The sequence below is a fragment of the Weissella oryzae SG25 genome (assembly GCF_000691805.2).
Classification (GTDB): Bacteria; Bacillota; Bacilli; order Lactobacillales; family Lactobacillaceae; genus Weissella; species Weissella oryzae.
Genome location: NZ_DF820500.1, coordinates 1 through 26,846, shown reverse-complemented (window position 1 = coordinate 26,846; position 26,846 = coordinate 1). Strand labels below are relative to the sequence as shown.

The 26,846-nt window shown below is 37.9% G+C and carries 34 protein-coding genes and 7 tRNA genes; 32 read left to right on the top strand and 9 right to left on the bottom strand.

Annotation, left to right across the window (positions count from 1 at the left end; all coding sequences use genetic code 11):
• The first annotated feature begins 56 nt into the window (after window positions 1-56).
• The 7 genes from TT13_RS09655 (at window position 57) to TT13_RS09625 (ending at window position 1,065) form a co-directional block, all read left to right on the top strand.
• Window positions 57-129: transfer RNA gene (locus TT13_RS09655), tRNA-Val, on the top strand.
• Between the two features lie 2 nt (window positions 130-131).
• A tRNA-Asp gene (locus TT13_RS09650) sits at window positions 132-205 on the top strand.
• Window positions 206-231: 26 nt separating this feature from the next.
• Window positions 232-305: transfer RNA gene (locus TT13_RS09645), tRNA-Trp, on the top strand.
• A gap of 2 nt (window positions 306-307) precedes the next feature.
• A tRNA-His gene (locus TT13_RS09640) sits at window positions 308-380 on the top strand.
• Window positions 381-400: 20 nt separating this feature from the next.
• A tRNA-Leu gene (locus tag TT13_RS09635) sits at window positions 401-484 on the top strand.
• A gap of 5 nt (window positions 485-489) precedes the next feature.
• A tRNA-Pro gene (locus TT13_RS09630) sits at window positions 490-563 on the top strand.
• A gap of 196 nt (window positions 564-759) precedes the next feature.
• Window positions 760-1,065: a hypothetical protein gene (locus tag TT13_RS09625; RefSeq protein ID WP_027699773.1), complete on the top strand. Its 306-nt coding sequence runs from the start codon at window positions 760-762 to the stop codon at window positions 1,063-1,065.
• Window positions 1,066-1,106: 41 nt separating this feature from the next.
• On the opposite strand, the gene TT13_RS09620 is transcribed toward TT13_RS09625, so the two are convergent.
• Window positions 1,107-3,890, bottom strand: a complete 2,784-nt coding sequence (locus tag TT13_RS09620; RefSeq protein ID WP_027699772.1) for a YfhO family protein — start codon at window positions 3,888-3,890, stop codon at window positions 1,107-1,109.
• Window positions 3,891-4,349: 459 nt separating this feature from the next.
• On the opposite strand from TT13_RS09620, the gene TT13_RS09615 reads away from it, so the two are divergent.
• The 6 genes from TT13_RS09615 to TT13_RS09590 all read left to right on the top strand — a co-directional run bounded on the left by TT13_RS09615 (window position 4,350) and on the right by TT13_RS09590 (window position 8,840).
• Window positions 4,350-5,339, top strand: coding sequence for a PTS sugar transporter subunit IIB (locus TT13_RS09615; protein ID WP_027699771.1), 990 nt, complete (start codon window positions 4,350-4,352; stop codon window positions 5,337-5,339).
• Between the two features lie 21 nt (window positions 5,340-5,360).
• Window positions 5,361-6,173, top strand: coding sequence for a mannose/fructose/sorbose family PTS transporter subunit IIC (locus tag TT13_RS09610; RefSeq protein WP_027699770.1), 813 nt, complete (start codon window positions 5,361-5,363; stop codon window positions 6,171-6,173).
• 17 nt (window positions 6,174-6,190) lie between these two features.
• Entirely contained in the window at window positions 6,191-7,165 is a 975-nt protein-coding gene (locus TT13_RS09605) for a PTS system mannose/fructose/sorbose family transporter subunit IID (RefSeq protein WP_045477156.1), read from the top strand.
• Window positions 7,166-7,270: 105 nt separating this feature from the next.
• On the top strand, window positions 7,271-7,633 hold the full coding sequence (locus TT13_RS09600; RefSeq protein ID WP_027699768.1) for a DUF956 family protein: 363 nt from the start codon (window positions 7,271-7,273) through the stop codon (window positions 7,631-7,633).
• A 229-nt stretch (window positions 7,634-7,862) separates the two neighbouring features.
• The gene (locus TT13_RS09595; RefSeq protein ID WP_027699767.1) at window positions 7,863-8,723 is read left to right on the top strand and encodes a DNA/RNA non-specific endonuclease; all 861 of its coding nucleotides are present in this window, start codon (window positions 7,863-7,865) and stop codon (window positions 8,721-8,723) included.
• Window positions 8,724-8,768: 45 nt separating this feature from the next.
• Window positions 8,769-8,840, top strand: a tRNA-Arg gene (locus TT13_RS09590).
• Between the two features lie 102 nt (window positions 8,841-8,942).
• Here TT13_RS09590 and TT13_RS09585 read toward each other — a convergent pair.
• Window positions 8,943-9,398: a hypothetical protein gene (locus tag TT13_RS09585; protein ID WP_027699766.1), complete on the bottom strand. Its 456-nt coding sequence runs from the start codon at window positions 9,396-9,398 to the stop codon at window positions 8,943-8,945.
• The gene (locus TT13_RS09580) at window positions 9,391-9,768 is read right to left on the bottom strand and encodes a helix-turn-helix transcriptional regulator (protein ID WP_027699765.1); all 378 of its coding nucleotides are present in this window, start codon (window positions 9,766-9,768) and stop codon (window positions 9,391-9,393) included. The genes TT13_RS09585 and TT13_RS09580 overlap by 8 nt, the downstream gene beginning before the upstream one ends.
• 173 nt (window positions 9,769-9,941) lie before the next feature.
• Between TT13_RS09580 and TT13_RS09575 the strand changes: the two genes are divergently transcribed.
• From TT13_RS09575 to TT13_RS09545, 7 genes are all read left to right on the top strand, one after another.
• Entirely contained in the window at window positions 9,942-10,157 is a 216-nt protein-coding gene (locus TT13_RS09575; protein WP_027699764.1) for a hypothetical protein, read from the top strand.
• A gap of 96 nt (window positions 10,158-10,253) precedes the next feature.
• Window positions 10,254-10,697, top strand: a complete 444-nt coding sequence (locus TT13_RS09570) for a hypothetical protein (RefSeq protein ID WP_027699763.1) — start codon at window positions 10,254-10,256, stop codon at window positions 10,695-10,697.
• Between the two features lie 223 nt (window positions 10,698-10,920).
• Window positions 10,921-11,931 (top strand): type I glyceraldehyde-3-phosphate dehydrogenase, encoded by a 1,011-nt coding sequence (gap, locus tag TT13_RS09565; RefSeq protein ID WP_027699762.1) that lies wholly within the window; start codon window positions 10,921-10,923, stop codon window positions 11,929-11,931.
• Between the two features lie 115 nt (window positions 11,932-12,046).
• The gene (locus TT13_RS09560; RefSeq protein ID WP_027699761.1) at window positions 12,047-13,270 is read left to right on the top strand and encodes a phosphoglycerate kinase; all 1,224 of its coding nucleotides are present in this window, start codon (window positions 12,047-12,049) and stop codon (window positions 13,268-13,270) included.
• 183 nt (window positions 13,271-13,453) lie between these two features.
• Window positions 13,454-14,605, top strand: coding sequence for a DUF998 domain-containing protein (locus TT13_RS09555; protein WP_045477154.1), 1,152 nt, complete (start codon window positions 13,454-13,456; stop codon window positions 14,603-14,605).
• Between the two features lie 141 nt (window positions 14,606-14,746).
• Window positions 14,747-16,600, top strand: a complete 1,854-nt coding sequence (gene lepA, locus TT13_RS09550) for a translation elongation factor 4 (RefSeq protein ID WP_027699759.1) — start codon at window positions 14,747-14,749, stop codon at window positions 16,598-16,600.
• 91 nt (window positions 16,601-16,691) lie between these two features.
• Window positions 16,692-16,934, top strand: coding sequence for a type B 50S ribosomal protein L31 (locus TT13_RS09545; protein WP_027699758.1), 243 nt, complete (start codon window positions 16,692-16,694; stop codon window positions 16,932-16,934).
• A gap of 180 nt (window positions 16,935-17,114) precedes the next feature.
• Here the strand turns inward: TT13_RS09545 and TT13_RS09540 are convergent, their stop codons facing one another.
• From TT13_RS09540 to TT13_RS09520, 5 genes are all read right to left on the bottom strand, one after another.
• Window positions 17,115-18,188 (bottom strand): site-specific integrase, encoded by a 1,074-nt coding sequence (locus TT13_RS09540; protein WP_082816222.1) that lies wholly within the window; start codon window positions 18,186-18,188, stop codon window positions 17,115-17,117.
• Between the two features lie 161 nt (window positions 18,189-18,349).
• Complete coding sequence (locus TT13_RS09535; protein WP_027699757.1) at window positions 18,350-18,823, bottom strand: hypothetical protein; 474 nt, start codon at window positions 18,821-18,823, stop codon at window positions 18,350-18,352.
• Window positions 18,824-18,841: 18 nt separating this feature from the next.
• On the bottom strand, window positions 18,842-19,345 hold the full coding sequence (locus TT13_RS09530; protein ID WP_027699756.1) for a hypothetical protein: 504 nt from the start codon (window positions 19,343-19,345) through the stop codon (window positions 18,842-18,844).
• A 73-nt stretch (window positions 19,346-19,418) separates the two neighbouring features.
• The gene (locus TT13_RS09525) at window positions 19,419-19,826 is read right to left on the bottom strand and encodes an ImmA/IrrE family metallo-endopeptidase (RefSeq protein ID WP_027699755.1); all 408 of its coding nucleotides are present in this window, start codon (window positions 19,824-19,826) and stop codon (window positions 19,419-19,421) included.
• On the bottom strand, window positions 19,827-20,171 hold the full coding sequence (locus tag TT13_RS09520; protein ID WP_027699754.1) for a helix-turn-helix domain-containing protein: 345 nt from the start codon (window positions 20,169-20,171) through the stop codon (window positions 19,827-19,829). It lies immediately after the preceding gene.
• A 258-nt stretch (window positions 20,172-20,429) separates the two neighbouring features.
• On the opposite strand from TT13_RS09520, the gene TT13_RS09515 reads away from it, so the two are divergent.
• From TT13_RS09515 to TT13_RS09475, 11 genes are read left to right on the top strand one after another with little or no spacing between them, the layout of a single operon-like run.
• Window positions 20,430-20,660, top strand: a complete 231-nt coding sequence (locus tag TT13_RS09515; RefSeq protein ID WP_027699753.1) for a helix-turn-helix domain-containing protein — start codon at window positions 20,430-20,432, stop codon at window positions 20,658-20,660.
• Between the two features lie 12 nt (window positions 20,661-20,672).
• Window positions 20,673-21,398: a phage antirepressor KilAC domain-containing protein gene (locus TT13_RS09510; protein WP_027699752.1), complete on the top strand. Its 726-nt coding sequence runs from the start codon at window positions 20,673-20,675 to the stop codon at window positions 21,396-21,398.
• Between the two features lie 2 nt (window positions 21,399-21,400).
• Entirely contained in the window at window positions 21,401-21,616 is a 216-nt protein-coding gene (locus TT13_RS09505) for a hypothetical protein (protein WP_027699751.1), read from the top strand.
• A gap of 4 nt (window positions 21,617-21,620) precedes the next feature.
• Entirely contained in the window at window positions 21,621-21,782 is a 162-nt protein-coding gene (locus TT13_RS11365; protein ID WP_190279660.1) for a hypothetical protein, read from the top strand.
• Window positions 21,783-21,829: 47 nt separating this feature from the next.
• Window positions 21,830-21,961, top strand: coding sequence for a hypothetical protein (locus TT13_RS11660; RefSeq protein WP_278279350.1), 132 nt, complete (start codon window positions 21,830-21,832; stop codon window positions 21,959-21,961).
• Between the two features lie 2 nt (window positions 21,962-21,963).
• Complete coding sequence (locus TT13_RS09500) at window positions 21,964-22,383, top strand: hypothetical protein (protein WP_027699750.1); 420 nt, start codon at window positions 21,964-21,966, stop codon at window positions 22,381-22,383.
• Complete coding sequence (locus TT13_RS09495) at window positions 22,370-22,699, top strand: hypothetical protein (protein ID WP_027699749.1); 330 nt, start codon at window positions 22,370-22,372, stop codon at window positions 22,697-22,699. Before TT13_RS09500 ends, TT13_RS09495 begins: the two co-directional genes overlap by 14 nt.
• Window positions 22,696-23,508, top strand: a complete 813-nt coding sequence (locus TT13_RS09490; RefSeq protein ID WP_027699748.1) for a recombinase RecT — start codon at window positions 22,696-22,698, stop codon at window positions 23,506-23,508. The genes TT13_RS09495 and TT13_RS09490 overlap by 4 nt, the downstream gene beginning before the upstream one ends.
• Before the next feature lie 2 nt (window positions 23,509-23,510).
• Window positions 23,511-24,323, top strand: a complete 813-nt coding sequence (locus TT13_RS09485; RefSeq protein ID WP_045477151.1) for a PD-(D/E)XK nuclease-like domain-containing protein — start codon at window positions 23,511-23,513, stop codon at window positions 24,321-24,323.
• A 10-nt stretch (window positions 24,324-24,333) separates the two neighbouring features.
• The gene (locus TT13_RS09480; protein WP_052348616.1) at window positions 24,334-25,086 is read left to right on the top strand and encodes a DnaD domain-containing protein; all 753 of its coding nucleotides are present in this window, start codon (window positions 24,334-24,336) and stop codon (window positions 25,084-25,086) included.
• 10 nt (window positions 25,087-25,096) lie between these two features.
• Complete coding sequence (locus TT13_RS09475) at window positions 25,097-25,933, top strand: ATP-binding protein (protein ID WP_027699747.1); 837 nt, start codon at window positions 25,097-25,099, stop codon at window positions 25,931-25,933.
• A 170-nt stretch (window positions 25,934-26,103) separates the two neighbouring features.
• Here TT13_RS09475 and TT13_RS09470 read toward each other — a convergent pair whose 3' ends face one another.
• Complete coding sequence (locus TT13_RS09470) at window positions 26,104-26,475, bottom strand: hypothetical protein (protein ID WP_027699746.1); 372 nt, start codon at window positions 26,473-26,475, stop codon at window positions 26,104-26,106.
• A 58-nt stretch (window positions 26,476-26,533) separates the two neighbouring features.
• Here TT13_RS09470 and TT13_RS11655 point away from each other — a divergent pair, with 58 nt between their 5' ends.
• Window positions 26,534-26,668 (top strand): hypothetical protein, encoded by a 135-nt coding sequence (locus tag TT13_RS11655; RefSeq protein WP_278279349.1) that lies wholly within the window; start codon window positions 26,534-26,536, stop codon window positions 26,666-26,668.
• Window positions 26,669-26,846 lie beyond the last annotated feature (178 nt).

Here is a 26,846-nt window from a genome sequence, read left to right as displayed (position 1 = left end):
CAAAAGTAGTTGGAGGATCGCCTCCTGCGAGGATAGGACATCGCGATGCATATCTTGGACGTTTAGCTCAGCTGGGAGAGCACCTGCCTTACAAGCAGGGGGTCACAGGTTCGATCCCTGTAACGTCCATCGGTCGCATGGTCTAGCTGGCTAGGACGCCTGCCTGTCACGCAGGAGATCACGGGTTCGAGCCCCGTTGTGACCGCTTTTGTTGTATATTATGTCATTTATAGGGGTATAGTTTAACGGTAGAACGACGGTCTCCAAAACCGTTGGTGGGGGTTCGATTCCCTCTACCCCTGCCATGGCGGTAGTGGTGAAGTGGTTAACACATCGGTTTGTGGTACCGACACGCGTGGGTTCGATTCCCATCTACCGCCCTTGACATAATATAAGACAGGCCGTTGTGGCGGAATAGGCAGACGCGCTGGACTCAAAATCCAGTTCCCGCAAGGGAGTGTGGGTTCGACCCCCACCGACGGCATTTATCGGGACGTAGCTCAGCTTGGTAGAGCACCTGGTTTGGGACCAGGGGGTCGCAGGTTCGAATCCTGTCGTCCCGATTACTAAAACGACCATTACTTTATAAGTAATGGTCGTTTTTTTTGTAAAGACGTTATATCATATTATTGTCTGATTGGTAAACGCGATTGGATACTTAGCAAGTAGATACCTTTTAAAATTTTAGATCATTCGATTAGTAGTTTGAGTCTATTCAACGGGCTTATTGGCTAAAAGAGAATAGTGGGAGTAATTATTATGGCAGAAATAACCCTTCATGAAGATGCATACCAGACATTAATGAATAAACTAGGTGAGGGGGGACCAACCCTAGGCGAACGGACTTTGAATGTAGCAGAGGGATTCTTAATTCGCGATTCAGCTGGAAAAGAAGCTAGTTATCAGTATTTAGATGTTATTCTACGAGCTGATGATACCTATTGGTCACCATTGGGCACAGAAGATCGTTTGACCTTATATAATATTTCAGATTATACAATCCAGTCACAAGATGACCAACAATGGATAAGTATTGCCGAATGGTTTAATCGCCCAGGAAAATAAATAAAACCACCTCATTAGTGAGGTGGTTTTATTTATTCTATCTATCCTTTATTAAGGTGTTTTAGATAGCGAAGTAATAGATAAGCTAATGTAATTATTAAGGCAGCACTAGAAAGTAAACTAGCAAACCTTAGATAAGGCGTACGATAGACTAAGTGAACAGTTTTCTGATTAGCTGGTACCTTAAGCCCAATGAAAGCTGAATTAACCTTTACAATTTCTGCATCACTACTCTGCCAACCAGTACTGTAAGGAATGGTACTGGTGATTAATTGAGTCTTATTGCTAACACGTGGCTTGATAGTAATATGATCTTTAGCAATTTCATATTTAGGTGCACTAGCTTGCATCGCTTGAGCATTTTTCGTGAAACGATGGTCAACTGGTACAGCTACAACTCGAGCAGTAAACTGATAGTTACCGACCTTGCTAAATTTAAAAGGAATGAATTGATCATGTTGGTAATCACGAGCAGGTCCTAAGTTGATATTGACCATTTTTCGTGGATTATAAAACGATAGATTGTTTTGACCAGTTTGCGTAAACTGCCCTTGATTACCTAGGTAATCAGCAGAGAAAGTATAACCACTAATTTGGTTATCCAAATCATTCAAATTATTACGAATCCAATTCCAATTAGCCGCTTTATTATTATCACGATAATCAGTTGAAAGCGAAGGATTTTGTTGTATCAAATTTTGATTAAATTGATTAAGCGCATCCGCATGCTTTAAACGGCCACTGAAACCAAATGGTCTACCACTGAGATTAGTAATTTCTAAATGTAATTCTGTGCCTTTTAAATTAGAATTTGCTTTTAAGAAAATTCCATTTGGAAGTAGGCTAGGCTGACTTGACCATTTGATATGACTACTTGTTTGATAGTGAACCTGGTCATTATAGGAAATTTTTGCAGTGTGAACCGTCTGTGCGAAGGCAGATGTACTTGTTTTTTTATTTGGTTTATCTACTACCGTCGTATCAACTAAACTGGCGGCCTTAGTAGAGCTATTGAGCTGATTAAAAGCGGTACTTGTCATTTGGTACGGAGTTTCATAAAAAAGGGGATAGGCAGTCTTAGAGAGCAATTGATTTTGATTATTAACTGTGTTTGTTGTACTCGTAAAATTAGGTAGCTTGGTTTTGTTATTTAAGAAAACTTGATTAACTCCTAGTATATTTAGTAGATTACTATCAAGATTTGCATTGCTGACTACATCATTTGGACTACTGTTGGCAATACCAAGCTGCTGCATTAATTGGCCAACATTACCATTTTGTAATGACCAATAGCTTTCAATATTTTTAACGGAGCTTAGTAAGGGAAGGTTGCTGGCAGGTGAGATACCAGTGATGTCACCAAGCTGATTTTCAATGTAAACTCGGTTTGAGCTGCTGCCAATTTGTGGGTAATTCTTTTGTTGTGCAACTAGACTATTTGCTGCTTGCTGGGTTAAAAGCTGAGTTGCTTTAGGGTCCGAATTATTTTGATGATATAAATTCATTGTGACTAAAGCGTTCAGGATGATTGCTAGCGGTAATAGGCGATGCCATGTTCTCCGATTAAAAAGAATGGCTAAGCTAAAAATTAATAAGGCTAGTAAGAGACCAAAAACACTTTGTAAGCTAAAGTTTGAGCTGTAAAGTAGGCTGATGCTTGCAATCACGCTAAAGATAAACATATAACGTAAATCACCTTGATTAATTTCTGAGTAATGATCAATTAGATAAGCAAGGCAAAGGCTAAGTGGAAAATTAGCTAAGAATAACCAACGGTTTGATGGAGAAGAACCACCATTCATTAAACCAGCAAAAAATGGCAGGATTAAAATTAGAACAATTACCGCTATTAGTAACCAACGCTTGCGATTACTATGGATAAGATGTCTAAAGACAAAAATTAAGGCGAAAATCGCTAGAATACTAAAACCACCGGTAAACCAAAATGATGGTGTTGAAAGATTACCAATTAACATACCTGGCAAGGCTAGATAGTAGTTCAAAGGGTAAAAAATGAGCCCGTTGGCCAAGGATTTTCCTGATCGGGCTGAACTAAGTAAGCCGGCTAAACTAGGGAGAAAAATGATTGCACTAAGTGCTAAACAGGCAAGGCTAGTAAGAATTAATTTGAGCAAGGTTACTTTATTGCGTAATTCAGGTCGAACAATCCAAAGCGTGGCCCAATAAATAATTGCGGCGCTTGCAAGCATAAACGCAAAATAAAAGTTATTAATTAAAGTCCAAGTTCCAATTACTAATAACAAAAGATAGCGTTGTTTGACAATGGCTTGCTGAATAGCAACTAGTAACAATGGAAGAATAATTAAAGGTGTAAGAAAAAAAGGATGTTCAAAGGCGGCAAAGGCCGTATACCCGAAGAAGGTATAGCTAATTGCTGCTAATGATTGAGCCTGGGCTGAAAATTTATTGAAATACTTACTGGCCCAAATAACACTGATACCAGCAAGATAAAGTCGCACCGGAATCATTAGACTATAAAAAATTGGTACGGCTTTGACTGAAATGAAAGCGACTGGATAGGTAAAGATATCACCAATGGTATAGTATGAAAATGTCTGTAAGTAATCAGCACCAAGGCCAATGTGCCAATTCCATTGGCTAATTAGATGATGGTTAAAAATCAATGTTCTTAAAGTTTCACGCCAGCTTAGAAGAGCTGGGAAGTGTTGAGTTATCCCATCGGCATTCCAAATTAAGGATGAGCCGGTGAAAAAGTAAGGTAGGAAAACAAATAAACAAATAATTAAAAAGTAAAGTGTAAATTGTAAGTATGGGTTTCCTAAGTTTTTTTTGAAATTTTGCATGGTTAACTCCTATTTTTCCTAAGTAAAAGTATAACAGACTTAATAAAAAGGAGAATTAAAATAGGTATAACAAACTATAGTTTTATCAACAGGTTAATGAACATCTGATTCTCTGATGCAAAATACCTGTAAAAATTAAGATAGTGAAAAATTTTTACATGACATTGACGAAATGACCTATACATTATATGGATAAACAGCTCAATTCCTTATATATTCAGTAAAGCTAATGATATACCAAAACCTTACGGTGATTTTATGAAAACGTTTACTTATTCTTACAATTAAGGTATTATATTTATGGCTCATAAAATAACTGTTATGTACAGCTTGTTTGTATTTATTTATTAGTTGTTACATTTTAAAAGTCCTATTAACAAGTAAATATGACTTATCTAGGTTATTTGAGCAAGTAAAGCAATTTTATAATTATTTATTTCATAGAAGGAGGTAGAGGAGTTGAGTGTTGGAATTATTATTGCAAGTCATGGTGAGTTTGCCAACGGAATCCATCAATCAGGATCAATGATTTTTGGTGACCAAGAAAAGGTTGAAGTTGTGACTTTCATGCCTAATGAAGGGCCAGCTGAGCTACATACCAAGTTTGAGGAAGCAATCGCTAAGTTTGCAGATGATGATGAGGTTTTGATTTTGGCTGACCTATGGAGTGGGTCACCATTTAATCAAGCGAGTGCGGTTTTAAATGAAAGTGCTAATCGTAAAATCGCCATCATTACGGGACTTAACTTACCAATGTTGATTCAAGCATATACTGAGCGCATGATGGATGCTCAAGCTGGAGTTGAACAAATTGTTGCAAACATTATGAAGGAAGCTAAGGGTGGGATTCGAGTATTACCCGAAGCACTAGAACCAGCAATTGAAACACCAGCAACAAGTGCTGTTGAGGGACCAAAGGAAGCAATTCCAGAGGGAACTGTCATTGGTGATGGAAAAATCAAGATTAATCTGGTTCGTATTGATACTCGGTTATTACATGGGCAAGTTGCAACGGCATGGACACCTGATTCTAAGGCAGATCGGATTATCGTAGTTTCTGATAATGTAGCTAAAGATGAGATGCGTAAGACTTTGATTGAGCAAGCAGCACCATCAGGTGTTAAGGCTAATGTGGTCCCAATCCATAAGATGATTGAAGTTGCAAAGGATCCACGTTTTGGTAATACGCATGCTTTCTTATTGTTTGAAACACCCGAAGATGCTTTAGCAGCTGTTGAGGGGGGTGTCCCTATTGAAACCATTAATGTCGGATCAATGGCGCACAGTAAGGGTAAAACAATGGTCAATAGTGTTCTATCAATGGACAAGACTGATGTTGAAACCTTTGAAAAACTACGTGATTTGGGCATCAAGTTTGATGTTCGAAAAGTTCCTAATGATTCGAAGTCAGATTTATTCGCTTTGATTAAAAAGGCTAACGTACAATAAATATAAAGGAGAATTTCTACAATGAGTGCTATCTCAGTTTTCTTTGTCCTCATCTTCGCGTTCTTAGCAGGACTTGAAGGGATTTTGGACCAATGGCAATTGCACCAACCAATTATTGCGAGTTCATTAATTGGTTTGGCAACCGGACATTTGGCAGCCGGAATTATTTTGGGGGGATTCCTACAGTTGATTGCTCTTGGTTGGGCAAACGTGGGAGCCGCAGTTGCACCAGATGCAGCTTTGGCCTCTGTTGCATCAGCAATTTTGATGGTTCAATCAGGTAATTTCTCGGTTGAAAATATTAAAGGTATTATTATCCCAGCTGCAATCTTATTGGCAACGGCTGGCCTGGTCTTGACGACCTTGGTTCGTTTCTTCTCAGTTGCAATTGTTCACTTGGCTGATGCACAAGCTGAAAAGGGTTCATATCGCGGTGTGGCTTTTTGGCATATTGTTGCCTTAGTAATGCAAGGTTTGCGAATTGCTATCCCAGCTGGTCTACTTTTGATTGTTCCACAGCAAGTAGTAATGCATGCGCTTCAATCAATTCCACCTGTAATCAGTGGTGGTTTAACAATTGGTGGTGGTATGGTCGTGGTTGTTGGTTATGGAATGGTTATTAATTTGATGGCAACCCGCGAACTATGGCCTTTCTTCTTCCTAGGATTTGCAATTGCGCCGATTAATCAATTGACTTTGATTGCAATTGGAATCATCGGTGTAGTAATTGCCTTAGTTTACTTAACTTTGCAAGATAGTAATTCAGGGTCAGGTTCAAACGGTGGCGGTAAGTCCGGTGGTGACCCAATTGGCGATATTTTGAACGAATACTAGAAAGGAGTTTAACTATAATGGATACTAACACAACAAAAAAAGTTACCCTTTCTAAGGGGACACGTTTCAAAGTTATGATGAGTTCAATGTTCATACAAGGTTCTTGGAACTATGAACGTATGCAAAATGTTGGTTGGGCCTTCTCATTGATGCCAGCTTTAAAGCGACTATATAAGCCAGGAACTGAAGAAGCAAAGCTAGCCTTGCAACGACACATGGAGTTTTTCAATACTCATCCATACCTAGCTTCACCAATTTTGGGTGTTACGCTTGCGCTTGAAGAAGAGCGAGCAAATGGAGCCAAAATTGATAATGCAGCTATTCAGGGTGTTAAGGTTGGAATGATGGGACCACTTGCTGGAATTGGTGATCCGGTCTTTTGGTTTACAGTTCGACCAATTATTGGTGCAATTGCTGCATCCTTAGCAGTCAGCGGTAGTATCATCGCACCAATCGTATTCTTCGTAGCCTGGAATATTATCCGGATTGCCTTTCTATGGTACACCCAGGAGTTTGGTTATAAGCAGGGAACAGCAATTACTGGTGACCTTGGTGGTGGCATGCTACAAAAGGTTACAAAGGGTGCATCAATTCTAGGAATGTTTGTGCTTGGGGCTTTGATTCAGCGTTGGGTTTCAATTAGTTGGACTGGACCAAATTCAGTTGTCTCAAAACTACCCCTTTCAAAGGGCGCTTATCTAGATTGGAATAGCTTACCATCTGGTGCACAAGGAATTAAAACAGCTATTACTACTTTGTTTAAGCAAGATGCATCAGGTAATCTTACACAGTCTGGAGTTTACATGACCCCAAATAAGATTACTTACTTGCAAGATAACTTGAACATGTTACTTCCTGGGCTATCTGCCTTGTTGCTAACATTCCTTGTTATCTGGTTGTTGCGTAAGTTTAAGAGCCGGAATACGCCATTGTACATTATTATCGGATTATTCATTTTTGGAATTCTCCTACACTGGGCTGGCTTGATGTAAATTAGCATAGTAAATAAACCACCAGTTCTGCTAGGAATTTGGTGGTTTTTTGTTAAAATTGACCTAGAGACTAGATCAGATAATAGATAAGGGGTAGTTTTATATATGGTAGAGTCAATCAACACGCGCGCTGATTTGACAGCAGAGGCCGTTGCTTACCTGGGGTTTCCAAAGTATGGAAAGATTTTGATGGGCGACAATGGATTGGAATTCTTTTCCGATCGTAATGTTACTGACAATATGACTTTTCCATGGAGTTCAATTGATAGGATTGAAGGGGATGTTAGTCGGAGTGGTAAAGTACGTCGCCAATTTTATATAGTTTTAGAAAATCAAGTTAAAATTCGTTTTGCTTCAAAGGCGAGCGGTAAAATTTTGCGGCTGTTTCGTGATCAATTAGGTAATGACCGGGTGGTTCGAGCGCCTTCATTTTTGGGTACCCTGACAAGGTTTTTTACTAAGCATTAAATTAAATTTTCAGTATAGAGACGTTTTAAAGTAGTTGATAAACCGTGGAGTTGGAGAACATTCTTTAACGCTAGGTGGTCATTTCAAACCATGCTTTAAAACGTTTTTTATTTGCGAAAAAATCGGAATAACTAAATATAAAGTTAAAATCAACTAAATTTATTCATCTAAAGCTAATTATATGTAAAAAACATGATATGATACATAGTATTATAGAATGGAGTAGGGTATGGCAAGACAATCAAAAAGAAAAAAGCGTAATTCATATTTTAGCCTGTTACTGGTTTTAATTCTAAGCCTCGTTGGTGGTGGTTGGGCGGTTCAAAAACAACATCCAACTCAGCCACAAAGCCAAACCAGTGAGAAAATAACCAATCAGAGCCAAACGGCTTATGGTACAGTTAATGACTTACATCCGTCATTACAGTTGGCTAATACGGTTATGACGGCCAATGTTAAGCAGCAATTAGCTAGTAGTGCTATCCAATTTAATGGGACGGGAGCCTTCATTATTAATAATAATCATAATGATTTAAATACAAATGTAGCTTCTGCAATCTATGTCAATTTAAGTCCATTGGATAACCTTCAACGACCTGGAGTAGCGAATGCTTGGCTAAGCCGTTCGGCGCGCCAATATAAAAATCGAGTTACTACCGGCAATGCCGATAAGATTGAGCCACTTGGCTGGCATCAGTTAAAAATTGCGGGTAAATATCAATATCTATATAACCGAGGCCATTCAGTTGGCTATGCGATTGCGGGTAATGTTGCAGGCTTTGATGCGTCTGAGGCAAATGTTCAAAATATAACAACACAAACCGCCTGGGCTAATCAAGCGTCAAATGGTGATAGTAATAATACGGGTCAAAATTACTATGAAGGTCTAGTTCGTAAAGCACTAGATCAAAATAAAAGGGTACGCTATAAAGTTACCCCGATTTATGACGGTAACAATATTGTGCCAGCAGGAAATTGGTTAATGGCTAAATCTTCAGATGGAAGTCTAGAATTTAATGTTTTTGTACCAAATGTTCAGCCGGGTGTCGAAATTAATTATGTGAATGGTAATGCAAAACTTGTGAAATAACTTGCGGATTAACTGAGGAAAGTGCTATACTATGAGAGTTGTAATGCGCCCGTAGTGTAATGGATATCACGTTAGATTCCGGTTCTGGAGATGAGGGTTCGATTCCCCCCGGGCGCATTTTTATAACCTTGTGAATGCCTTATATAAAGGCTTTACGGGGTTTTTATTTTGCATTTGTAGCACTAAAAGAAGCACTAACCAATTGGTTAGTGCTTCTTTTTACTTAATAACGCCAATGCGCTGATAATAGGCAACGGTCTCCTCAGCGAAATCTTGTGGATAACCAAAGTAATCAGATAGCATCCAAGCGGAGAATGGTTGATCATCAAAGCGACGGGCAATTCTCAATATGTCATCATCTGAAGTCATATAGGCTAAAACATCTTCACGGGCGCTAACTTCATCATTTTGGGCAGTTGAGTCACTATAATCTAAGTGGTCACCTAAATCGGAAATTGCATGGAAATATTCTTCAACTAAGGTTGCAGCTTTTTCAAAAGTGTCTAGTGATCGCTCAATAAAAATAAAGACGCGACCATCTTTGATAAAGGTGACACCTTCCAAGCTAGAATTTTTGTATAGGTCAACATTATCAATAATTACGGGTTTTAATTGACGTTCAGTTAGATCATCTTCAACCCGCATTAGTAAATCATCATATTGGTCGTTATGCATCTATGTCCTCGTAGTTAGCAATTAGGCCTTCAACGTAGGCCTTAGCGCGGTCGATTACCCGGCGACGTTCAGTATCAGGTAGGGATGAAATATCGATACCCCAATGAGCAGCCATTAAGATAGGTTCATCAGAAGCGGAAGCCGAAATAGTCTGTGGATCTTCAACTAAATCTGACTTTTGTACGCCGAAATATGAGGCCATTGCCTCAATCTTAGCAATTCGTGGGTAGGTCTTACCATTTGACCAATCAGAAACAGTTGCTGTTGATACCCCAAGAATGTCAGCAAGTTGAGCAGCTGTGATACCTTGTTTTTTTATTAAGCGTTTAATATTACGCCCCATTGTTATCTTTCCGTCTGAGCTTGTCATGGAATCACCACTTTCGTATATTCATATAAGATATTCTAATTGTAAAGGCTTGCCTAATATTTTTCAAGATAAACCTAATAATTCCTTGAAATTAGCTTTTAATTAATATATACTATGGATTATTAAAATAAAGTCTTATTTAAAACAGTTTAAACTTAATGGAGGAAGAGAATATGTCAATGTTTGATCAATTATTTGTTTTAGGTTCATTTGCCGTTGTTTTTACTACATGGGCAATTATTTTGGGTATTGTATCGTTTTTAACATTATTGACGCCAAAAAATATTAAACGGTTTAGCCGTGGCATATTTCGAATTATTCGTTATGGAATCTTACGCTCGGCCGGGATTGGTTCGAAATCTGCTTTTGAACTTATTTTACACAAGTAGCATTCACAAAAACGACACAAAAACACCCAGTTTCATAAACGTTTCTCCTGTATCATTGCTCAATGAGCTTGACATGTGAAGTAGGGGAAAGATGGAATGGCAAATAATATAGATGGACAAGATTCATTAAAGGAACTTACAACTTTTAGGGATGTTGCTTTTTTATCTTACCAGATAAAAAAGCGCCTAATGGCATTAGGGGAAATGATTCAAAATTTACCGGCTAGTTTGCAAAGCTTGATTGAACCCTTATCAGATATTTACGAATTAGTAATGAATCAAGTTACACCACCTGAAAGGGAAGGGGCTTCGGTTAAAGCTTTCGGTAATTGGTATGTTAATGCAATTTCAGCCGAGAAAAAAGCTTACTTTGATACACTAGATTTATTAACACATAATCCAGTGATTCAGCATCAAATGGCGATTGTACTAGCTTTAGATATGCTAGTTAAGGTTGAAGATGAACATAAATATAAGGATATTGGGGCCTGTTATGATTTTGCCGCAATTCAAGAAATTATTGGTCAGTTAGACGACTAATTATGGAATAACTAAAAATGGCCACATACTTAAGGGAAAGCTTAAGCAAAGTTGGTGTATAATAGTAAGTGTCAAAAGAGTGTTGGATTTTTTGACGATGGTAATGAGATTTTTGTCTTTTTTGCATCAATAATATTGGTACGGCCCATTTGCGCAATAGTAAACTAAGTCGTATAATATTAATGGTAAAACGTTTATAGAATATCTGGGAGGAATCTTAATAATGACTGTTAAGGTTGGTATCAACGGTTTCGGCCGTATTGGTCGTTTGGCTTTTCGTCGCATCTTGGAGTTGCAAGACTCTGCAAGCGACATTGAAGTTGTTGCGATTAACGATTTGACGAACCCATCAATGTTGGCATACTTGTTGAAGTATGACACCACTCATGGTACGTTGAAGAACGAAGTTTCAGCTGATGAGACTGGAATCATTGTCGATGGTAAGCACTACACTGTATACGCTGAGCGTAATGCAGCTGACTTGAAGTGGGTTGCTAATGATGGTGTTGAAGTGGTTTTGGAGTCTACTGGATTCTACACTTCAGCTGAAAAGTCACAAGCACACATTGATGCCGGTGCTAAGAAGGTTTTGATCTCAGCCCCAGCTGGTAAGATCCCAACAGTTGTTTATGGTGTAAACCAAGACACGTTGACTGCAGATGACAACATTGTTTCTGCTGGTTCTTGCACGACTCAATCTTTGGCTCCATTGGCTAATGCCTTGGACAAGGAATTTGGTATTGAAGTTGGTTTGATGACTACTGTTCACGCCTTCACTTCAACTCAAATGATTTTGGATGGACCTCGTGGATCAAAGATGCGTTCAAACCGTACAGCATCTGCTAACACGATTCCTCATTCAACTGGTGCAGCTAAGGCTATCGGTTTGGTAGTTCCTGAAGTTGAGGGTAAGTTGGATGGTCACGCACAACGTGTTGCTGTGATCGATGGTTCAATTACTGAATTGACAACTATTTTGTCAAAGAAGGTTACTGCTGAAGAAGTTAACGATGCTGTTAAGAAGTATGTTAACGATTCATTTGGTTGGAATGCTGATGAAATTGTTTCATCAGATATCATTGGCGACACCCACGGTGCTGTTTACGATCCAACTTTGACTAAGGTTATTACTGTTGGTGACAACCAATTGGTACAAACTGCTGCTTGGTATGATAACGAGTACGGTTTCACTTCAAACATGATCCGTACATTGTTGCACTTGGCAACTTTGTAATCTACTAGTCTATATTATCAATAGTCTAAAAGATGACACAAACAGGTGGTCGGTGTAAAAACCTGCCACCTGTTTTGTTTAAAGAACGATAACCGATAAAATTAAGGAGCTAAATATGGCTAAATTAACAGTTGAAGATTTGCAACTTGAAGGTAAGAAAGTATTGATGCGAGTTGACTTCAATGTTCCTTTGAAAGAAGAGAACGGTGAAGTAGTTGTTGCAAATGATAACCGTATCGTAGCAGCTTTGCCAACCATCAAATATGTTTTGGCTCATGGTGGCCGGGCGATTTTGTTCTCACACTTGGGACGTATCAAGAGTGAGGATGATAAGCCAGGTTTGTCAATGAAGCCTGTAGCACAACGTTTGGCTGATCTTTTGGAGCAACCTGTAACTTTTGTACCAGCAATTGAAGGTCCAGAGTTGGAAAGTGCTATTAATGGATTAGATAATGGTCAAGTTTTGATTTTTGAAAACACCCGTTATGCTGACGTTGTTAATGGTGAAGAAGTTAAGCGCGAATCAAAGAATGATCCTGCATTGGGTGCTTATTGGGCATCTTTGGGTGATGTTTTTGTAAATGATGCCTTTGGAACTGCTCACCGTGCTCATGCTTCAAATGTTGGTATTGCTTCTAACATCGGTCAAACCGCTGCTGGTTTCTTGATGGAGAAGGAAATCAAGTTCTTGGGTGGTGCAGTTGAAGCACCTAAGCGTCCATTCGTTGCTATCATTGGTGGTGCCAAGGTCTCAGATAAGATTACCATTATCGAAAACCTTTTGAAGAAAGCTGATAAGGTAATTGTTGGTGGTGGTATGGCCTATACCTTTGATGCAGCAATGGGTAAGACAATTGGAAATTCATTGTTTGAAGCTGATAAGGTTGATCTAGCAAAGCAATTAATTGAGGAGTCAGGTGAAAAGCTTGTCTTGCCGGTTGATGCGATTGCAGCTGATGCCTTTGCAAATGATGCCAATACTTATGTTGCAGAAGATGGTATTAAAGATGGTTACATGGGCCTTGATATTGGTCCTAAGTCAATTGACCTATTTAAGTCAATCTTAGCTGATGCAAAGACGGTTGTTTGGAATGGCCCAATGGGTGTCTTTGAAATGCCTAACTTTGCTAAGGGAACCCTAGCTATTGGTGAAGAACTTGTTAAGGTTACTGAGGAGAATGGTGCAACAACCATTGTTGGTGGTGGTGATTCAACTGCTGCGGTACAACAATTGGGTGTGGCAGATCGTTTGAGCCATATTTCAACTGGTGGTGGTGCATCATTGGAGTACCTTGAAGGAAAGACCTTACCTGGAATTGCTGCAATTTCAGACAAGTAAATCATAAAGTAATAAACTTAAAGCATTGTGGATATAGCTCCACGATGCTTTTTTATTTGAGTAGGAAAATAAAATTTATTTTTAACAAGCTACCAGCTTCTTTTTAAGGATACTTGTTCGGATTATATTTAAGCGTTATATTTGATATATTGTATTTAATAAATTAGAAGAGGAGTCAGGTGCATGAAAATCATAGCCGATTTACCAGCTGAGTTAGTTCAGCAATTAGAGCTGAAAGATGGTAAATACGCAACTAGTATCCGACTTGAAAATAATAATTTAATTTTTGCAGCGGCAAATCGTTTGGCCACCGCAAAACAACAAAGGGCACTTCGATTTGCGATAATCAGTGCAATTATAGCAATGCTGATAGCAATGCTGACTTTTAACTATGATGGTTTAACCTTAATTCGGATGAAGGGTGGCTATTCAATCTCACAGATGGCGATTTATCTAGGCGTTGGTATGGCCTTTATTGGCTTTGGTTATTATGCGATAAAGGCCAAATTGCAAAAACAATTAATGGTTCACTGGATGAACCTGTGTACGCTAATTTTAGCCTATACAACTATTAGTTTTGTGGCGGTATCGCTTTTCATGTGGGCTGTTACGTCCGCGTTTGCAGGAGCGCGATTAGATATTTATACTGCATCAGCGATTGTCGGTTTGTTTGTTGCTGGTCTGAGCTTTACAATCGTGATGCTTGCGCAAAATATTTCATTTTCGCAAATTATTACGGTTATGATTATGACTTTGTTTGGTGGAATCTTGTTTACGATGATTACCAACGGTAGTGCGGGTTGGTGGGAACATAATTTTTCTTACTTAGGTACGCAAGGTGTGGGTGATGGTTGGATTTTTAATTTTACCTTGATTTTCTCAGCCCTAATTATGTTAGCTTTAATTGATTATATTTTTAGTGAATTAGGCGCAAGTTTTTCAAAACATCGTTCTTTGTTCTTTTTACGGATTTTATTTTCATTAACGGCGCTCACATTGGCCGGTGTTGGGGCAATCCCCAATAACCGGGGATGGATGCACATTGTACATGATTACTTAGCGCAGGGATTAGGATTGTGGATTTTAGTGATGATTGTTTTGATTAAGTGGCTTATTCCAAGTCTTACGCGTGAATTTTTGCTAATTTCTTATTTAATTGGTGGTGGTCTGATTCTATCTGAATTTTTATTTCAAGGAATTCATTATCTATCCTTAACCGGTTTTGAGTTATTATCCTTTGGCCTAGCTTTTTCATGGATTATCCTACTATTACAGAACCTGCAAGAAATGTTCAATATTCAACAACAGGTAGTGGTGTTAGAAGTGATGGAATAAATCTTTATAAACTACGGGACGCAATGTCGTTCGGTAGTTTTTTTATTGGGAAATATTTGGTAAGTAGCCTTTACGGTGCTATTAATGCCCTAGATTAACCTGTATAATAGTTAAGACAGATTAAAGAAGAGGAGCGCGTAGATGGACAGTATAGAAACAATGCAGGAACGACAAAAGCATATCCGTAATTTCAGTATCGTAGCGCATATTGATCACGGAAAATCAACTATATCTGATCGTATCTTAGAGGCAACCCATACGGTTACCGAACGTGAAATGCAGGATCAATTGTTAGATACGATGGACCTTGAACGTGAACGTGGAATTACGATTAAGATGAACGCAGTCGAAGTACATTATCAAGCTAAAAATGGTGAAACATATATCTTTCATCTTGTTGATACGCCGGGACACGTAGATTTTTCCTATGAAGTTTCACGTTCTTTGGCAGCGGCTGATGGCGCAATCTTAGTTGTGGATGCTGCTCAAGGAGTTGAAGCGCAAACTTTAGCTAACGTTTACTTAGCAATTGAAAACGATTTAGAGATTTTACCAGTAATCAATAAAATTGACTTGCCTGCAGCCGACCCTGAGGCGGTTAGAACCGAAATTGAAGACGTGATTGGTATTGATGCTAGTGAGGCCGTTTTAGCTTCAGCAAAAAAGGGAATTGGTATTCCAGAATTATTAGAGCAAATTGTTACGAAGATTCCAGCGCCAATTGGTGATCTTACGGCGCCACTACAAGCGTTAATTTTTGATTCAGCCTATGACTCTTACAAAGGAGTTATTTTAACAGTTCGGGTCAAGAATGGAATAATTAAAGCTGGCGATAAGATTCGTTTTATGAACTCTGGGGCTGAATATGAAGTAACAGAGGTTGGCGTTAATTCACCACATGCAATTAAACGTGATTATCTCATGGCTGGTGATATTGGTTATGTAGCTGCATCAATTAAGAATATTCGTGATGCTCGCCCTGGTGATACGATTACAAATGTTCAACGACCTGCTGAAGAAGCCTTACCTGGTTACCAGCCAATGACGCCAATGGTTTATTCAGGATTGTATCCAACTGATAATTCAAAATATAATGATTTGCGTGAAGCGCTAGAAAAGTTACAATTAAATGATGCAAGCTTAGAATTTGAGCCTGAAACATCGCAAGCTCTCGGCTTTGGTTTTAGAACTGGTTTTTTGGGTCTGCTACATATGGATGTGATTCAAGAACGCTTAGAGCGTGAATTCGATATGGAATTAATCACAACAGCACCGTCAGTAACATATCATGCTTATCTGGCGGATGGTGAAATGATTGAAGTGGACAACCCGTCAGAAATGCCTGACGCAGGTAAAATTAAATCTATTGAAGAACCATATGTTTACGCACAAATTATTGTGCCTAATGATTACGTAGGTGCAGTTATGGAGTTGGCTCAGCGCAAACGTGGTGAGTTTGATACGATGGATTACCTTGACACTACGCGGGTTAATGTTAAATACCATATTCCTTTATCTGAAATTATTTTTGATTTCTTTGATAAGCTCAAATCATCAACTAGAGGCTACGCCTCGCTTGATTATGAAATTGAAGGTTATCGACAGTCTGATTTAATTAAGATTGATGTTTTGTTAAATGGTGATAAAGTTGATGCTTTAAGTTTTATTGTGCATAAAGACTTTGCACAAGAACGTGGTCGAATTATTACGGCTAAACTTAAGCAGATTATTCCCCGACGAAATTTTGAAATTCCAGTGCAAGCTGCTGTGGGTGCAAAGATTATTTCACGGTCAACGATTAAGGCTTATCGCAAAGATGTTACTTCAAAGATTCATACGGGTGACCCTGATCGTCGTGCTAAGCTATTGGATAAGCAAAAAAAGGGTAAGAAACGTATGAAATCAGTTGGGACAGTTGATGTACCACAAGAAGCGTTTATGGCTGTGCTTAAAGCGGAAGACGATACTGAATTTGCTAAGGGTGCTAATCATTAGGCCTATCAAAATTGAACGTAGTATGTTAATATAGTAAAGTTAAATAATCTGACTCTGGTCCAAAGAGGCTAGGGCGCTAAGGAGATTCAAAATGCAAAAAGATATGCATCCTGATTACCACCAAGTGGTATTCGTTGATTCAACAACTGGTTTTAAGTTCCTTTCAGGTTCAACTCGTAAGTCAAACGAGACAATTGAATTTGAGGGTGAGACTTACCCAATGATCCGTGTTGAAATCACTTCAGACTCACACCCATTCTACACTGGTAAGCAAAAGTTTACTCAAGCAGATGGTGCGGTTGATAAGTTTAACAAGAAGTACGGTTTGAAGTAAACCTAATTCTGTTTAAACGCCTATGTATTAGCCTACAAGCTGATATGTAGGCGTTTTTGTTTGTTTTTGATAGACCTAAACATACCCGTAAATACCTAGTTTAACCTAATAAATTTGCACCAAATTTGCACCAGAAAAAATTTTTTGCACCAAATTTGCACCACCTAACAGGCCTATATATCAGCTTTTATTAAGCAAATTGATTGCTTTATTCGCCTCGGATTGACGTGTTTTTTGTAGCAAGTGGAAGTAAGTATTTTGAGTTACTGTGATATTTGAATGTCCAAGTCGTTCACTCACATAAGCAATGTCAACATTATGATTAATTAAATAACTTGCATGCGTATGTCTTAGTCCATGCAGGCTAATTTGTTTAATACCTAATTGGCTAAGAATTTTTTTAAATCTTCTTAATAAGCTTGATTGGTCAGTTGATTCACCAAAGAAATGTTCATCAAAATCAGAGTAGGTTGCTTTAATTTTAGCTAATTGTGTGAACCAACGGTCAGGCATAGAAATAGTGCGAATTGATGAGCTAGTCTTAGGCTGGGTATATTGGTGAGGTCTGATATTAGTCTTTGTTTTGTTAATGCGCAGAGTTTTATTTGTTTCATTAATATCGCTAAAAGTTAATGCAAGAGCTTCGCCGGCTCGTGCGCCTGATAGAGCCAGAGTATAGATAACAAAATTGTATAGATTAGCAGTTGTGTCACTCTCTATATATGAGAGTAGCTGATTTAATTCATCTTCTTCTAAAAACTTTAAACTAGAGTCTTTGCTTTTTTCACCGTTAATTTTTATTTTGTAAGTTGGGTCAACGTTTATGACGCCAGTATTAAAAGCCTCCTTAAGTGGCATGCCAATTCTTAAAGCAACTTGTTTAGTTGTACTGGCTTTATGTTCAAGAGCGTATTGATCAATGATTTGTTGGAATCTATTTCTATCCATTTGCGCTAGAGTAATACCTGATAAATGAGTATGAACATATTGCTGAGTCCATTTGTGATTTGCCACGGTTTGAGGTTTTAAGCCATAGCTAAGGTGTTTAGTTAACCATTTGTCATAGTAATCAATAAATAGCACATTATTCGCATCAGGGGTATAACCGGCTGACAGTTGGGTAATAAGTTGCGCCTCATACTGTTGAGCACTTTTTTTGGTAGTAAAACCTCGTTTAACTTTTCGCTTATATGAAGTGCCTACCTTGTAGTTAACAATCACAGTGTAGGTTTTTCCGTCTAATCTTATTGACATATAAATTTAAACCTAACCTTTCTTTTATAAAATTGAGTAGTTTAAAGACTTGCTCGGGTCTGATATACTAATAAACAGAATCAAGCCCGTTAAATTGACGAGTAGGGTTCAAAGCTCTAAATCCACATCACTTAGCTTGCCGGCGGGGGATGTGGATTTTTTTATTTATCCATTAAGGGATAACTTATTTCATCAGACTGTCTAATATAACTAGACGAACTAGACCATCTAATTTCGCTATGTGAAGAAGCGGGCTGATTGCCGTTGTTAGGCACTTCGACAGCTTGATTTGTTTCTACATTTGTTGATGATTTAACTTGGTTATCTGTTGAGCGGGAAACCGCTCCAGTCTGTGAAACATAAGTTGTTGAAGAAGTTGACGTTGATTGTTCAACTTGAGTTTTGGATTCTGATTTAGATTGTTCAGAACTTTTTTTAGATGCCACTTTTTTAGATTCTTCAATTGATGAACTATAACGCTTATTTGATTCACTTACTGAATTATCATGTTTTTTAATTGATGATTCTTTTGCTGCGATAGCTTTTGACTGATTCACTGAATGAATTGTAAAACCGATTGCTGTAATAACAACTAGAGAAATGACTGCAATGACTGTGTATATTTTTAATTTCATTTTATTTTATTTACTCCTCTAATTTAGATAGTATCGGTTTACCTTTGTTCGTTGAAAAATTGTCTTGCCAGTCCAAAGAACGATTTTATTATTGTCATTATCCAACTTATAAACCGTTGTCATACCGTCTGAATTAGTATCTAAGCGCATTAGTATGCCTTTTCCGCTGTTCCATGAATACAAAGTTCCTTCAGTAATTTGTGAAGAAGAGTATACATTACTTTTTTGCTGTAGCTCATCGACCGATTTAAGCCCAAATGTTTTTGCATAACTTTTTAATGTTTCTTTTTCACTAGACATAGAGTTAGCATTTACTCTTTGATTAGTATTCGTTGGATGAGTAAATGAAATAAATAAACCAAGACACAATAATAAAATCATAGAAATTCCAATAAAGTGCCCTTGAATGTTACCAGAAGCAATAAAGTGTCCTGTTTTAACTTTATTGTATAGGAATGAAAACAAATATATAGCTGTAAATATCCCACCAAATGCAGCTATAATAACCCCCAAAAGATACATTTACCTACTCCTAAGCTTTTAACGTGGATCATGCTTGCACGTAATGTTACACAAATCACAAGTATATGTGTAATTAAACAGCCTCAATTGCTTCTTTCACCATATCTTCAAAATAAGAAGGGAGACCGAAAGCATTCATGAAGTTAATATAATTACGATATTCAAGCGGTGTATCTAAGTAAACAAATTTAGTAATCATACTTAAAGCGTTCTTATTTGCATTGATTTCAGAAGTACGTTGACTACCAATTGAGAATGAATAGACTTCATCTGATTCAGAATTACCAAATAAAATGTGTGATAATTCATGTGCTAATCGGAAAGAAACATCAATATTTGTTGAAGAATTTTCATTGATGATTACTTTACGTGCTGCAGGAATAGCAATATCTGTATCGTGTGATTCTAAACGATCAGTTACAACTACTTCGATACCATTTTCTGAAGCAATAAAATATAGATAATTAATTAGATTTTTCACTTAGTCGTCTCCTAATTCAAGAATTTGCTTAATGATTTCGCGTTGCCTATCTGAGATAGGCCGACCATTAAACGAAAGAATAGGGGTATCATCAATAATCTCAGCTAAGTCAGCCTTGCTATCCTCATTCTTATTGGAGTGAGGATTTTTTTCGTCTGTGTTGCCTAATAGATAATCAACTGAGACATTTAGTACGTCAGCGACAGCTTTAATTGCAACTGGACTGGGATTAGTTGTCTTCCATCTGTATATTGCGTTAACACTTAAGCCAGCTTTTTCAGCAGTTTTTTGCAGGCTAAGGCCTCGTTCTTTAGATACATTCTTTGTTCGTTCAAATAGTGTCATGATAGGCAAACTCTCCAAGTAAGAGAATTAAACATTTATAACATCAGCTAAAAAGTCTTGCATATTTTTATACTGTGTATTATAGTTAATTCATCAAGTTATAAAGCAACAAAAAAACAAGCGATAATAAATGTAACTTTGCAGAGGAACGTTATTATATCGGGATTTTTTTGTGCTTTTAAGTATGTGTATATTTTATACGAAGTATAAAAATAAAGCAATAATAACTTGATAATCACTTTACAAGGAGGACAAAAGATGTCGGTTAAAGAAGCAGTAGTGACACTACGTAATGCCCGTCGTAATTTCTCAAATTACTTAGAAGATAATAATTACACTCGCGAAGAATTAGCTAATGTAATAGGTACAACAAAACAATATCTTTCACGTTTATTGAATGGGAATGAGAGTGGTCGAGCTGCTCAAGAAAAGTTACGTACTCTGTTTAAGTACACGGGTTATACCGGTGAAAATTGGCTACAAGTTTAGGAGGTTTTAAACATGGACGAATTAATTAAAGTTCGAACAACTGAGCAGGGCGAGCAACGAGTAAGTGCTCGTGAATTGCATAAGGGGTTAGGTGTTAAAGAGCGATTCAGTTTATGGTTTGGACGATATGAAGATATGTATGTAGAAGGAGCAGATTTTACAAGTGTAGGTTTGCCTACGGTTGTAAATAATGGAGCCGTACGTACTCTGCAAGACTATTCCTTAACAACAGATATGGCTAAGAATGTAGCGATGATGTCTAAGACGGCTAAGAGCCAGGAAATTCGTAACTACTTCATTGCAGTTGAGAAAGCATTTAATTCGCCTGAAATGATGATGGCACGTTCTCTACAGTACGCAGAAAGCAAAATGCTCAATTATGAGTCACAAATTGCGGAGATGAAGCCTAAAGCAATCTTTGCTGATGCAGTGAACGTCAGTCACCAGACAATTTTAGTTGGTGATTTAGCTAAGTTAATTTCTCAAAATGGTGTAAAAATTGGTCAAAACCGGCTGTTTGGTTGGCTGCGAGATAATGGCTATCTTCATAAACAAGGTAGCCGGTATAACCGGCCTACACAGCGTTACATTGATCAAGGACTCTTTAAAGTAAAGGAAAGTCCACATATTAATCCAGACGGTTCAGTTAAGCTAACGTTCACAACAAAAGTTACTGGCAAAGGCCAGCAATACTTTGTTAATAAGTTTCTGAATTTTGCAGGGGTCGAGGAGGTATAACAATGACTAAGAAGAAAGCAGAGGTAAAGGATAGAGGGCTAAGAACGATGACAGTCACTGAAACTGCCGTTCATATTTTCGGAGTTAGTTTAGACACTTTTAATAAAAACTACCGTCATGCACCTTTATTCATGCGAGAGGTACCTGATATTGGTGTAAATAAAACAGAGTACAGAAGAAGTGACGTTGAGCGATATTTTAAATTAAATAGGAGGTGAGGACATGTACCACGCAATAACTTTTGATGACTTAAAACTGCTCTTGGGTTTTGTTGCAGTGATTTTAGCAACAGGAGGAGCATTAATTGGGTTCGTTAATTTAGTTCATTTTTTATGCAAAAAAAGCACGTCAATGGCCGCCACCACTAACGTGCAAAATCAATAAATTTTGACAAAAATTTACCCTTTAAGTTTATCACGGAGAGTAAACAAATGTACAACATTGTAGAAATTGATACGGGTGAAATTCTTGGCTCAATTATGACTAAGAATATGCACACGTTGAAAATTATCGCTAAACGCTTAAACGCCGTATTGCGTAAGAAGCGGACATATAGGAGCTAATCATGTTAGATATTCAAGAAACAATTTTTACACTGAAGACTTTATCGGAAAGTGCAGAAAGCTCTAAAGCCTTAACAAATTATTTAGATGGAGTTGATGGTTTAAGTGTCGATCTAGTAATGAAGCTTAAATCTGCTCAGAACGAAGAAAGGCATTTGCTAACTACGCTACTTTCAAAAGTTCAGCAAGAACAGCTTTATTATGTACTTTCACCAGTTGATAAGCGAGATGTTTTAAATGATGAAACGCTTGGTTTGGCCTTTCAGGAAAGATGGTTTAATTTTGGAACTCGTTTAGAGGATAGCCGTCATAAGACTCGCTTCACCCAGTCAGAGTTAGATAGTCTACAAAGTAAGTTACCAGGCTTAAACATTGAGGAGTCAAAGGTGCGAGTGGAGGAGTATGACAATGAACATGCTTGATGGTCAGCTCGACCCAATCGAGCCAAAAATATTTGGTGAAGATTGGAAAGGGCAAGCAATCTATGAAAGCGATAGCCACGTCTATAAAGACCCGTTTAATGGTCATTATTTAAATTTGTCTGACTTAATTGATAGCAATAATTTAATCGAGGCAAGAAGCTATGTCAGCACTTACTTTATGTTTGTCGGTGATACATGGGACGGGGATGTACCTGTTTATAAAGACGAAGATAACCATGTATTCAGCACAGATGAAGTAATCGAATACATCAAAGAAAACTTTGAACGAGTTTACACCAATGGAGGTAACTCATGAGTAATAATCTAACATCAGCACAATATTTCAATGCACCAAATATCAAAGGAAAGTTCGAAGAGGTGCTAGGTAAGAATGCCAACGGATATGTCACCAGCTTGTTATCTGTAATTAATGGCTCGCAACAACTGCAAAGAGCAGAGCCTTCGTCAATTATGGTGGCTGCAATGAAAGCCGCTACGTTGAATTTACCAATTGAGAGCAGCCTAGGTTTTGCTTACATCGTACCTTATGGTAACAATGCACAGTTCCAAATTGGCTATAAGGGCTTGATTCAATTAGCTTTGCGCAGTGGTCAAATCAAGGGATTAAATTCAGGTGTCGTTTATGAAACACAATTTATTAGCTATGATCCATTATTTGAGGAGTTAGAGATTGATTTTAAAAAACCAGCAGAAGGTAAAATTGCTGGCTACTTCGCAAGTATGAAGCTAACTAACGGTTTTTCTAAGGTAGTTTATTGGACGAAAGAACAAGTTGAACAGCATCGAGACCGCTTTTCTAAGGGAAAGAACAACGGCCCATGGAAATCAGATTTTGATGCAATGGCTCAAAAAACGGTCATGAAAGCGATGATTTCTAAATACGCACCATTAAACCAAGAGATGCAACAAGCCATTGTTGAAGACTCTGAGAGTGAATTAACTGTGCCACGAGATGTGACAACGAGCAATGAAGCAGCGGAACTTAATAGCTTACTTACTACTCCAAAGGTTCAAGAGGGCGCTAATACAGATTTAAGTGAGCCTTTTCCAAATGCAGAAGAGACCCAACTATTTGATGATTTGGCTAGCGTAACTGGTGATTAACTATGATGAAGTTATCGCAAGAGAATTACTATGACGTGTCGCCGCTAGAGTACATGTCAGCCTCAACGTTTAAGCAAATGTATCAAAATGAAGCAGCTTTTATCGCTAGCTTAGCTGGTGAATATGAATTGTTTACAGATAGTACAGCATTGTTGGTTGGTAATTATTTGCATAGTTACTTTGAAAGTCCGGAAGCGCATGCTGCTTTTATTAAAGAACATCCGGAGATTATTTCTAGTCGTGGAAGTTCTAAGGGCCAGCTAAAAACAAGTTTTGCAAAGGCTGAGCAAATGATTAAGCGGATTGAAGATGATGCAGTCATTGTGAACCTGATTGAAAGAGCTAAAGCACATGAGGTAATCATTCAGGGAAAGATTGATGATGTACTTTGGAAAGGTAAAGTCGATGCTTTAAATGTTAAAGAGGGCTACTTTCTGGACTATAAGACAGTTCGAACACTTAAAGATGATGGCGCTGAATGGGTTGATATGCCAGATGGCGAACGCATAAGGTATGACAACTTTATTGAGGCTCGTATGTATCACGTTCAAATGTTTGTCTATAAAACCTTGTTGGAACAAATGTATGGTAAAAAATTCATGCCAATAATTGTTGCTGTAAGCAAGGAAGATGAGCCAATAGCTGATTTATATGGCTTAAGTGATGATGTATTAGAGGGCGGAAAGGTTCTAGTTGAAACATACCAAAATCGGTTTGTTGATGTTTTGAACGGTAAAGAAAGCCCTAAGATCGTCGCTGACCACAGTAGATTTTATAACTCACGTTATCGAGTTAGTGAAGTGAAAATAGTTTAGGAGGTACACCGTGGCAAATAAAAGAATGTTTAGCAGTGAAATCACTGATACAGATAAATTTATGACGATGCCGTCCTCAAGTCGAGAGCTTTATTTTCAACTCGGAATGCATGGTGATGATGAAGGGTTTATTGGAAATCCCAGGCAGATAATGCGGGGTACAGGTGCAGCTGAAGGAGATATGACGAACCTAATTGAGAGAGGATTTGTTTACTCATTCAGTTCTGGAGTGATTGTCATTCTCGATTGGGAAATCAATAACACTTTAAGAGCTGACCGGCGAAAGCCAACTATCTATCAGAGTGAATTAAATGAGCTTAAACGCCTACCTAATAAGCGTTACGCACTTCGACAACCAGATGACAACCAAGTGGCAACCAATCGTCCGCCTAGTATAGTACAGTCTAGTTTAGTTAAGTGTAGTGTAGTAGAGAGTAGTGTAAATGACAACCAACTACTAATTGATGACTCACTGTACCAAAACTCACTAGACTTAACACTATTTCAAAAACAAGAAATCAATCTTTTTATTAATGAAGATGGACTAAGTATCGACGTTGTTATTAAAGCTATTGAGAAAACTGGTAAAGTATCAAAACCATCGTTCAATTACCTTAAATCGGTGCTAAATGGTTTTGTTAAGGATGGCGTTGTGACCCTTGATGACCTCAGACGAAATGAAGCTAACTTTAGAGGTACAAATAATAAGTCCAGAAATAACGCTCGTGATGAGAGTTACTACAAGAGTGGGCCTTTGGATTAGGTGATTTTGTATGAATGATATGGATAAATTAGCTGCTGTCATTGCTGATAAGAGGGGTAAACGCCAACAAATGTTAGGTACTGAATCATCAATGACAGGTCTTAAAGAAGTGCAAAAACGCCTCGTTAAAGAACGTGGGTTAGATCAATCAGTGATTGATAAAGCATCAACTCCTGAAGCATTAGCTAAGCAAGAGCGACAAAACTCAATCGACTTTACAGAGATGTGGGAAGCAAAAAAACGGCAAGCACTAAGTAAATATGATTTATGGGCAGACACGCCACTATTAGCAACGATTAATGACTTTGACCCAGCAATTCAGGCTTCAAATATCATTAAAGCTCAAAATATCAAGCAAGCAGTGAGGGAAATTGGGAATAGATATTTTAAAGGCGCTACTGAAAATATTGTATTTTTTGGGCCGCCTGGAGTTGGTAAAACGCTTTTAATGTCTGGACTATTTAATGGGTTGAGAAAAAAAGGCATGGGTGTGCTATTTGTAAGTGCAGTCAAGCTTTATGAATTGAAGCAACTGTCAATGGATAGTAAACAACAAATTGACCGGGATAAGTTTAATAACATTCTGAGGGCTACCAGAGAGGCTGAGGTGTTGTTTTTAGATGATTTAGGGTCAGAGCTACAAGACGGCAAAACAAATGCCATGGTCAGCTCATATATGCGGCAGATTGCTGAATCACGTACTGACAAGGCTACGGTTATATCTACAAACGATAAACGAGTAACTATTGCCCAGAAATATGGGGATGCAACAGCAAGTCGACTATATTCACAGAATCCAGAGCGAATTGTTGATTTTACTGGATTGAAGGATTTGAGGAACAGGTAAAATGCAAAATAAAAGACAAAAAATAAAATTCCTTATCGAAAAGATCGAGAAGGAATTTGGAGATGTAATTAATGAATTGCTTAACTTGTCAGATGATGAGCAGGGTGACGAGGAGATTGTGGATTTGATTGAAGAGATAGCTTGGAAAGATTACTACAATTCTCCGAAAACTATTGATAAGTATCATTCTCATCAAATTGCTCTGGCGCTTCATCTACAGGCAGTTCGATCTGTAAATCTAAGTTATCACGGGCATACTCAATAGCTATATCAAAATTGAAGGATTGCAATGATTTGCCTTTGATAAAAGATCGGTTAAAAGAAATAATCTTATCGAATTTATAAGTCCAATCTGAATAGTGTCTACGTGTATCTTCTTTTTCAAGAATGGTGAAGGCTTCAATTAAGTCAGGCACTATTATCGAAAGTTGGATGAAATGTCGGCGATCTTGATTTTCAGGAAAAGAAAGAAATTCATTAATTAAGTGACGTGACAAATCGTATAAGATTTCTTGTTCTCGATCGGCGCTATAAATATGCATAAAACAATTCTCCTCGAAAGTATTTATATAGATTATATCAGAGTAAGAAAGGCTCAAAATGTATCAAGTTGTATTCACCGATAAAAGTGGCGTTGAGCGTTATACAACGTATGAATCAAAAGTTATGGCAGACGATGGACTAGCAACTTATTCCAATATGGGAATGGCAAACGTTTATCTGGTTGAAATTTAGAAGGGAATAGTTATGTATCAAATTAGCTTTATAAATATTTACGGTGCTAAGAGCAAGACTTTTCGGAACACCAAGCAGCAAGCCGAAAAATTAGCTGAGGCTTATCAAAATATCGGTTGCACAGAAGTAATTGTTAGTCAGGTATCTGATGAAGAGCGGGTGACTGATGCAATGGCAC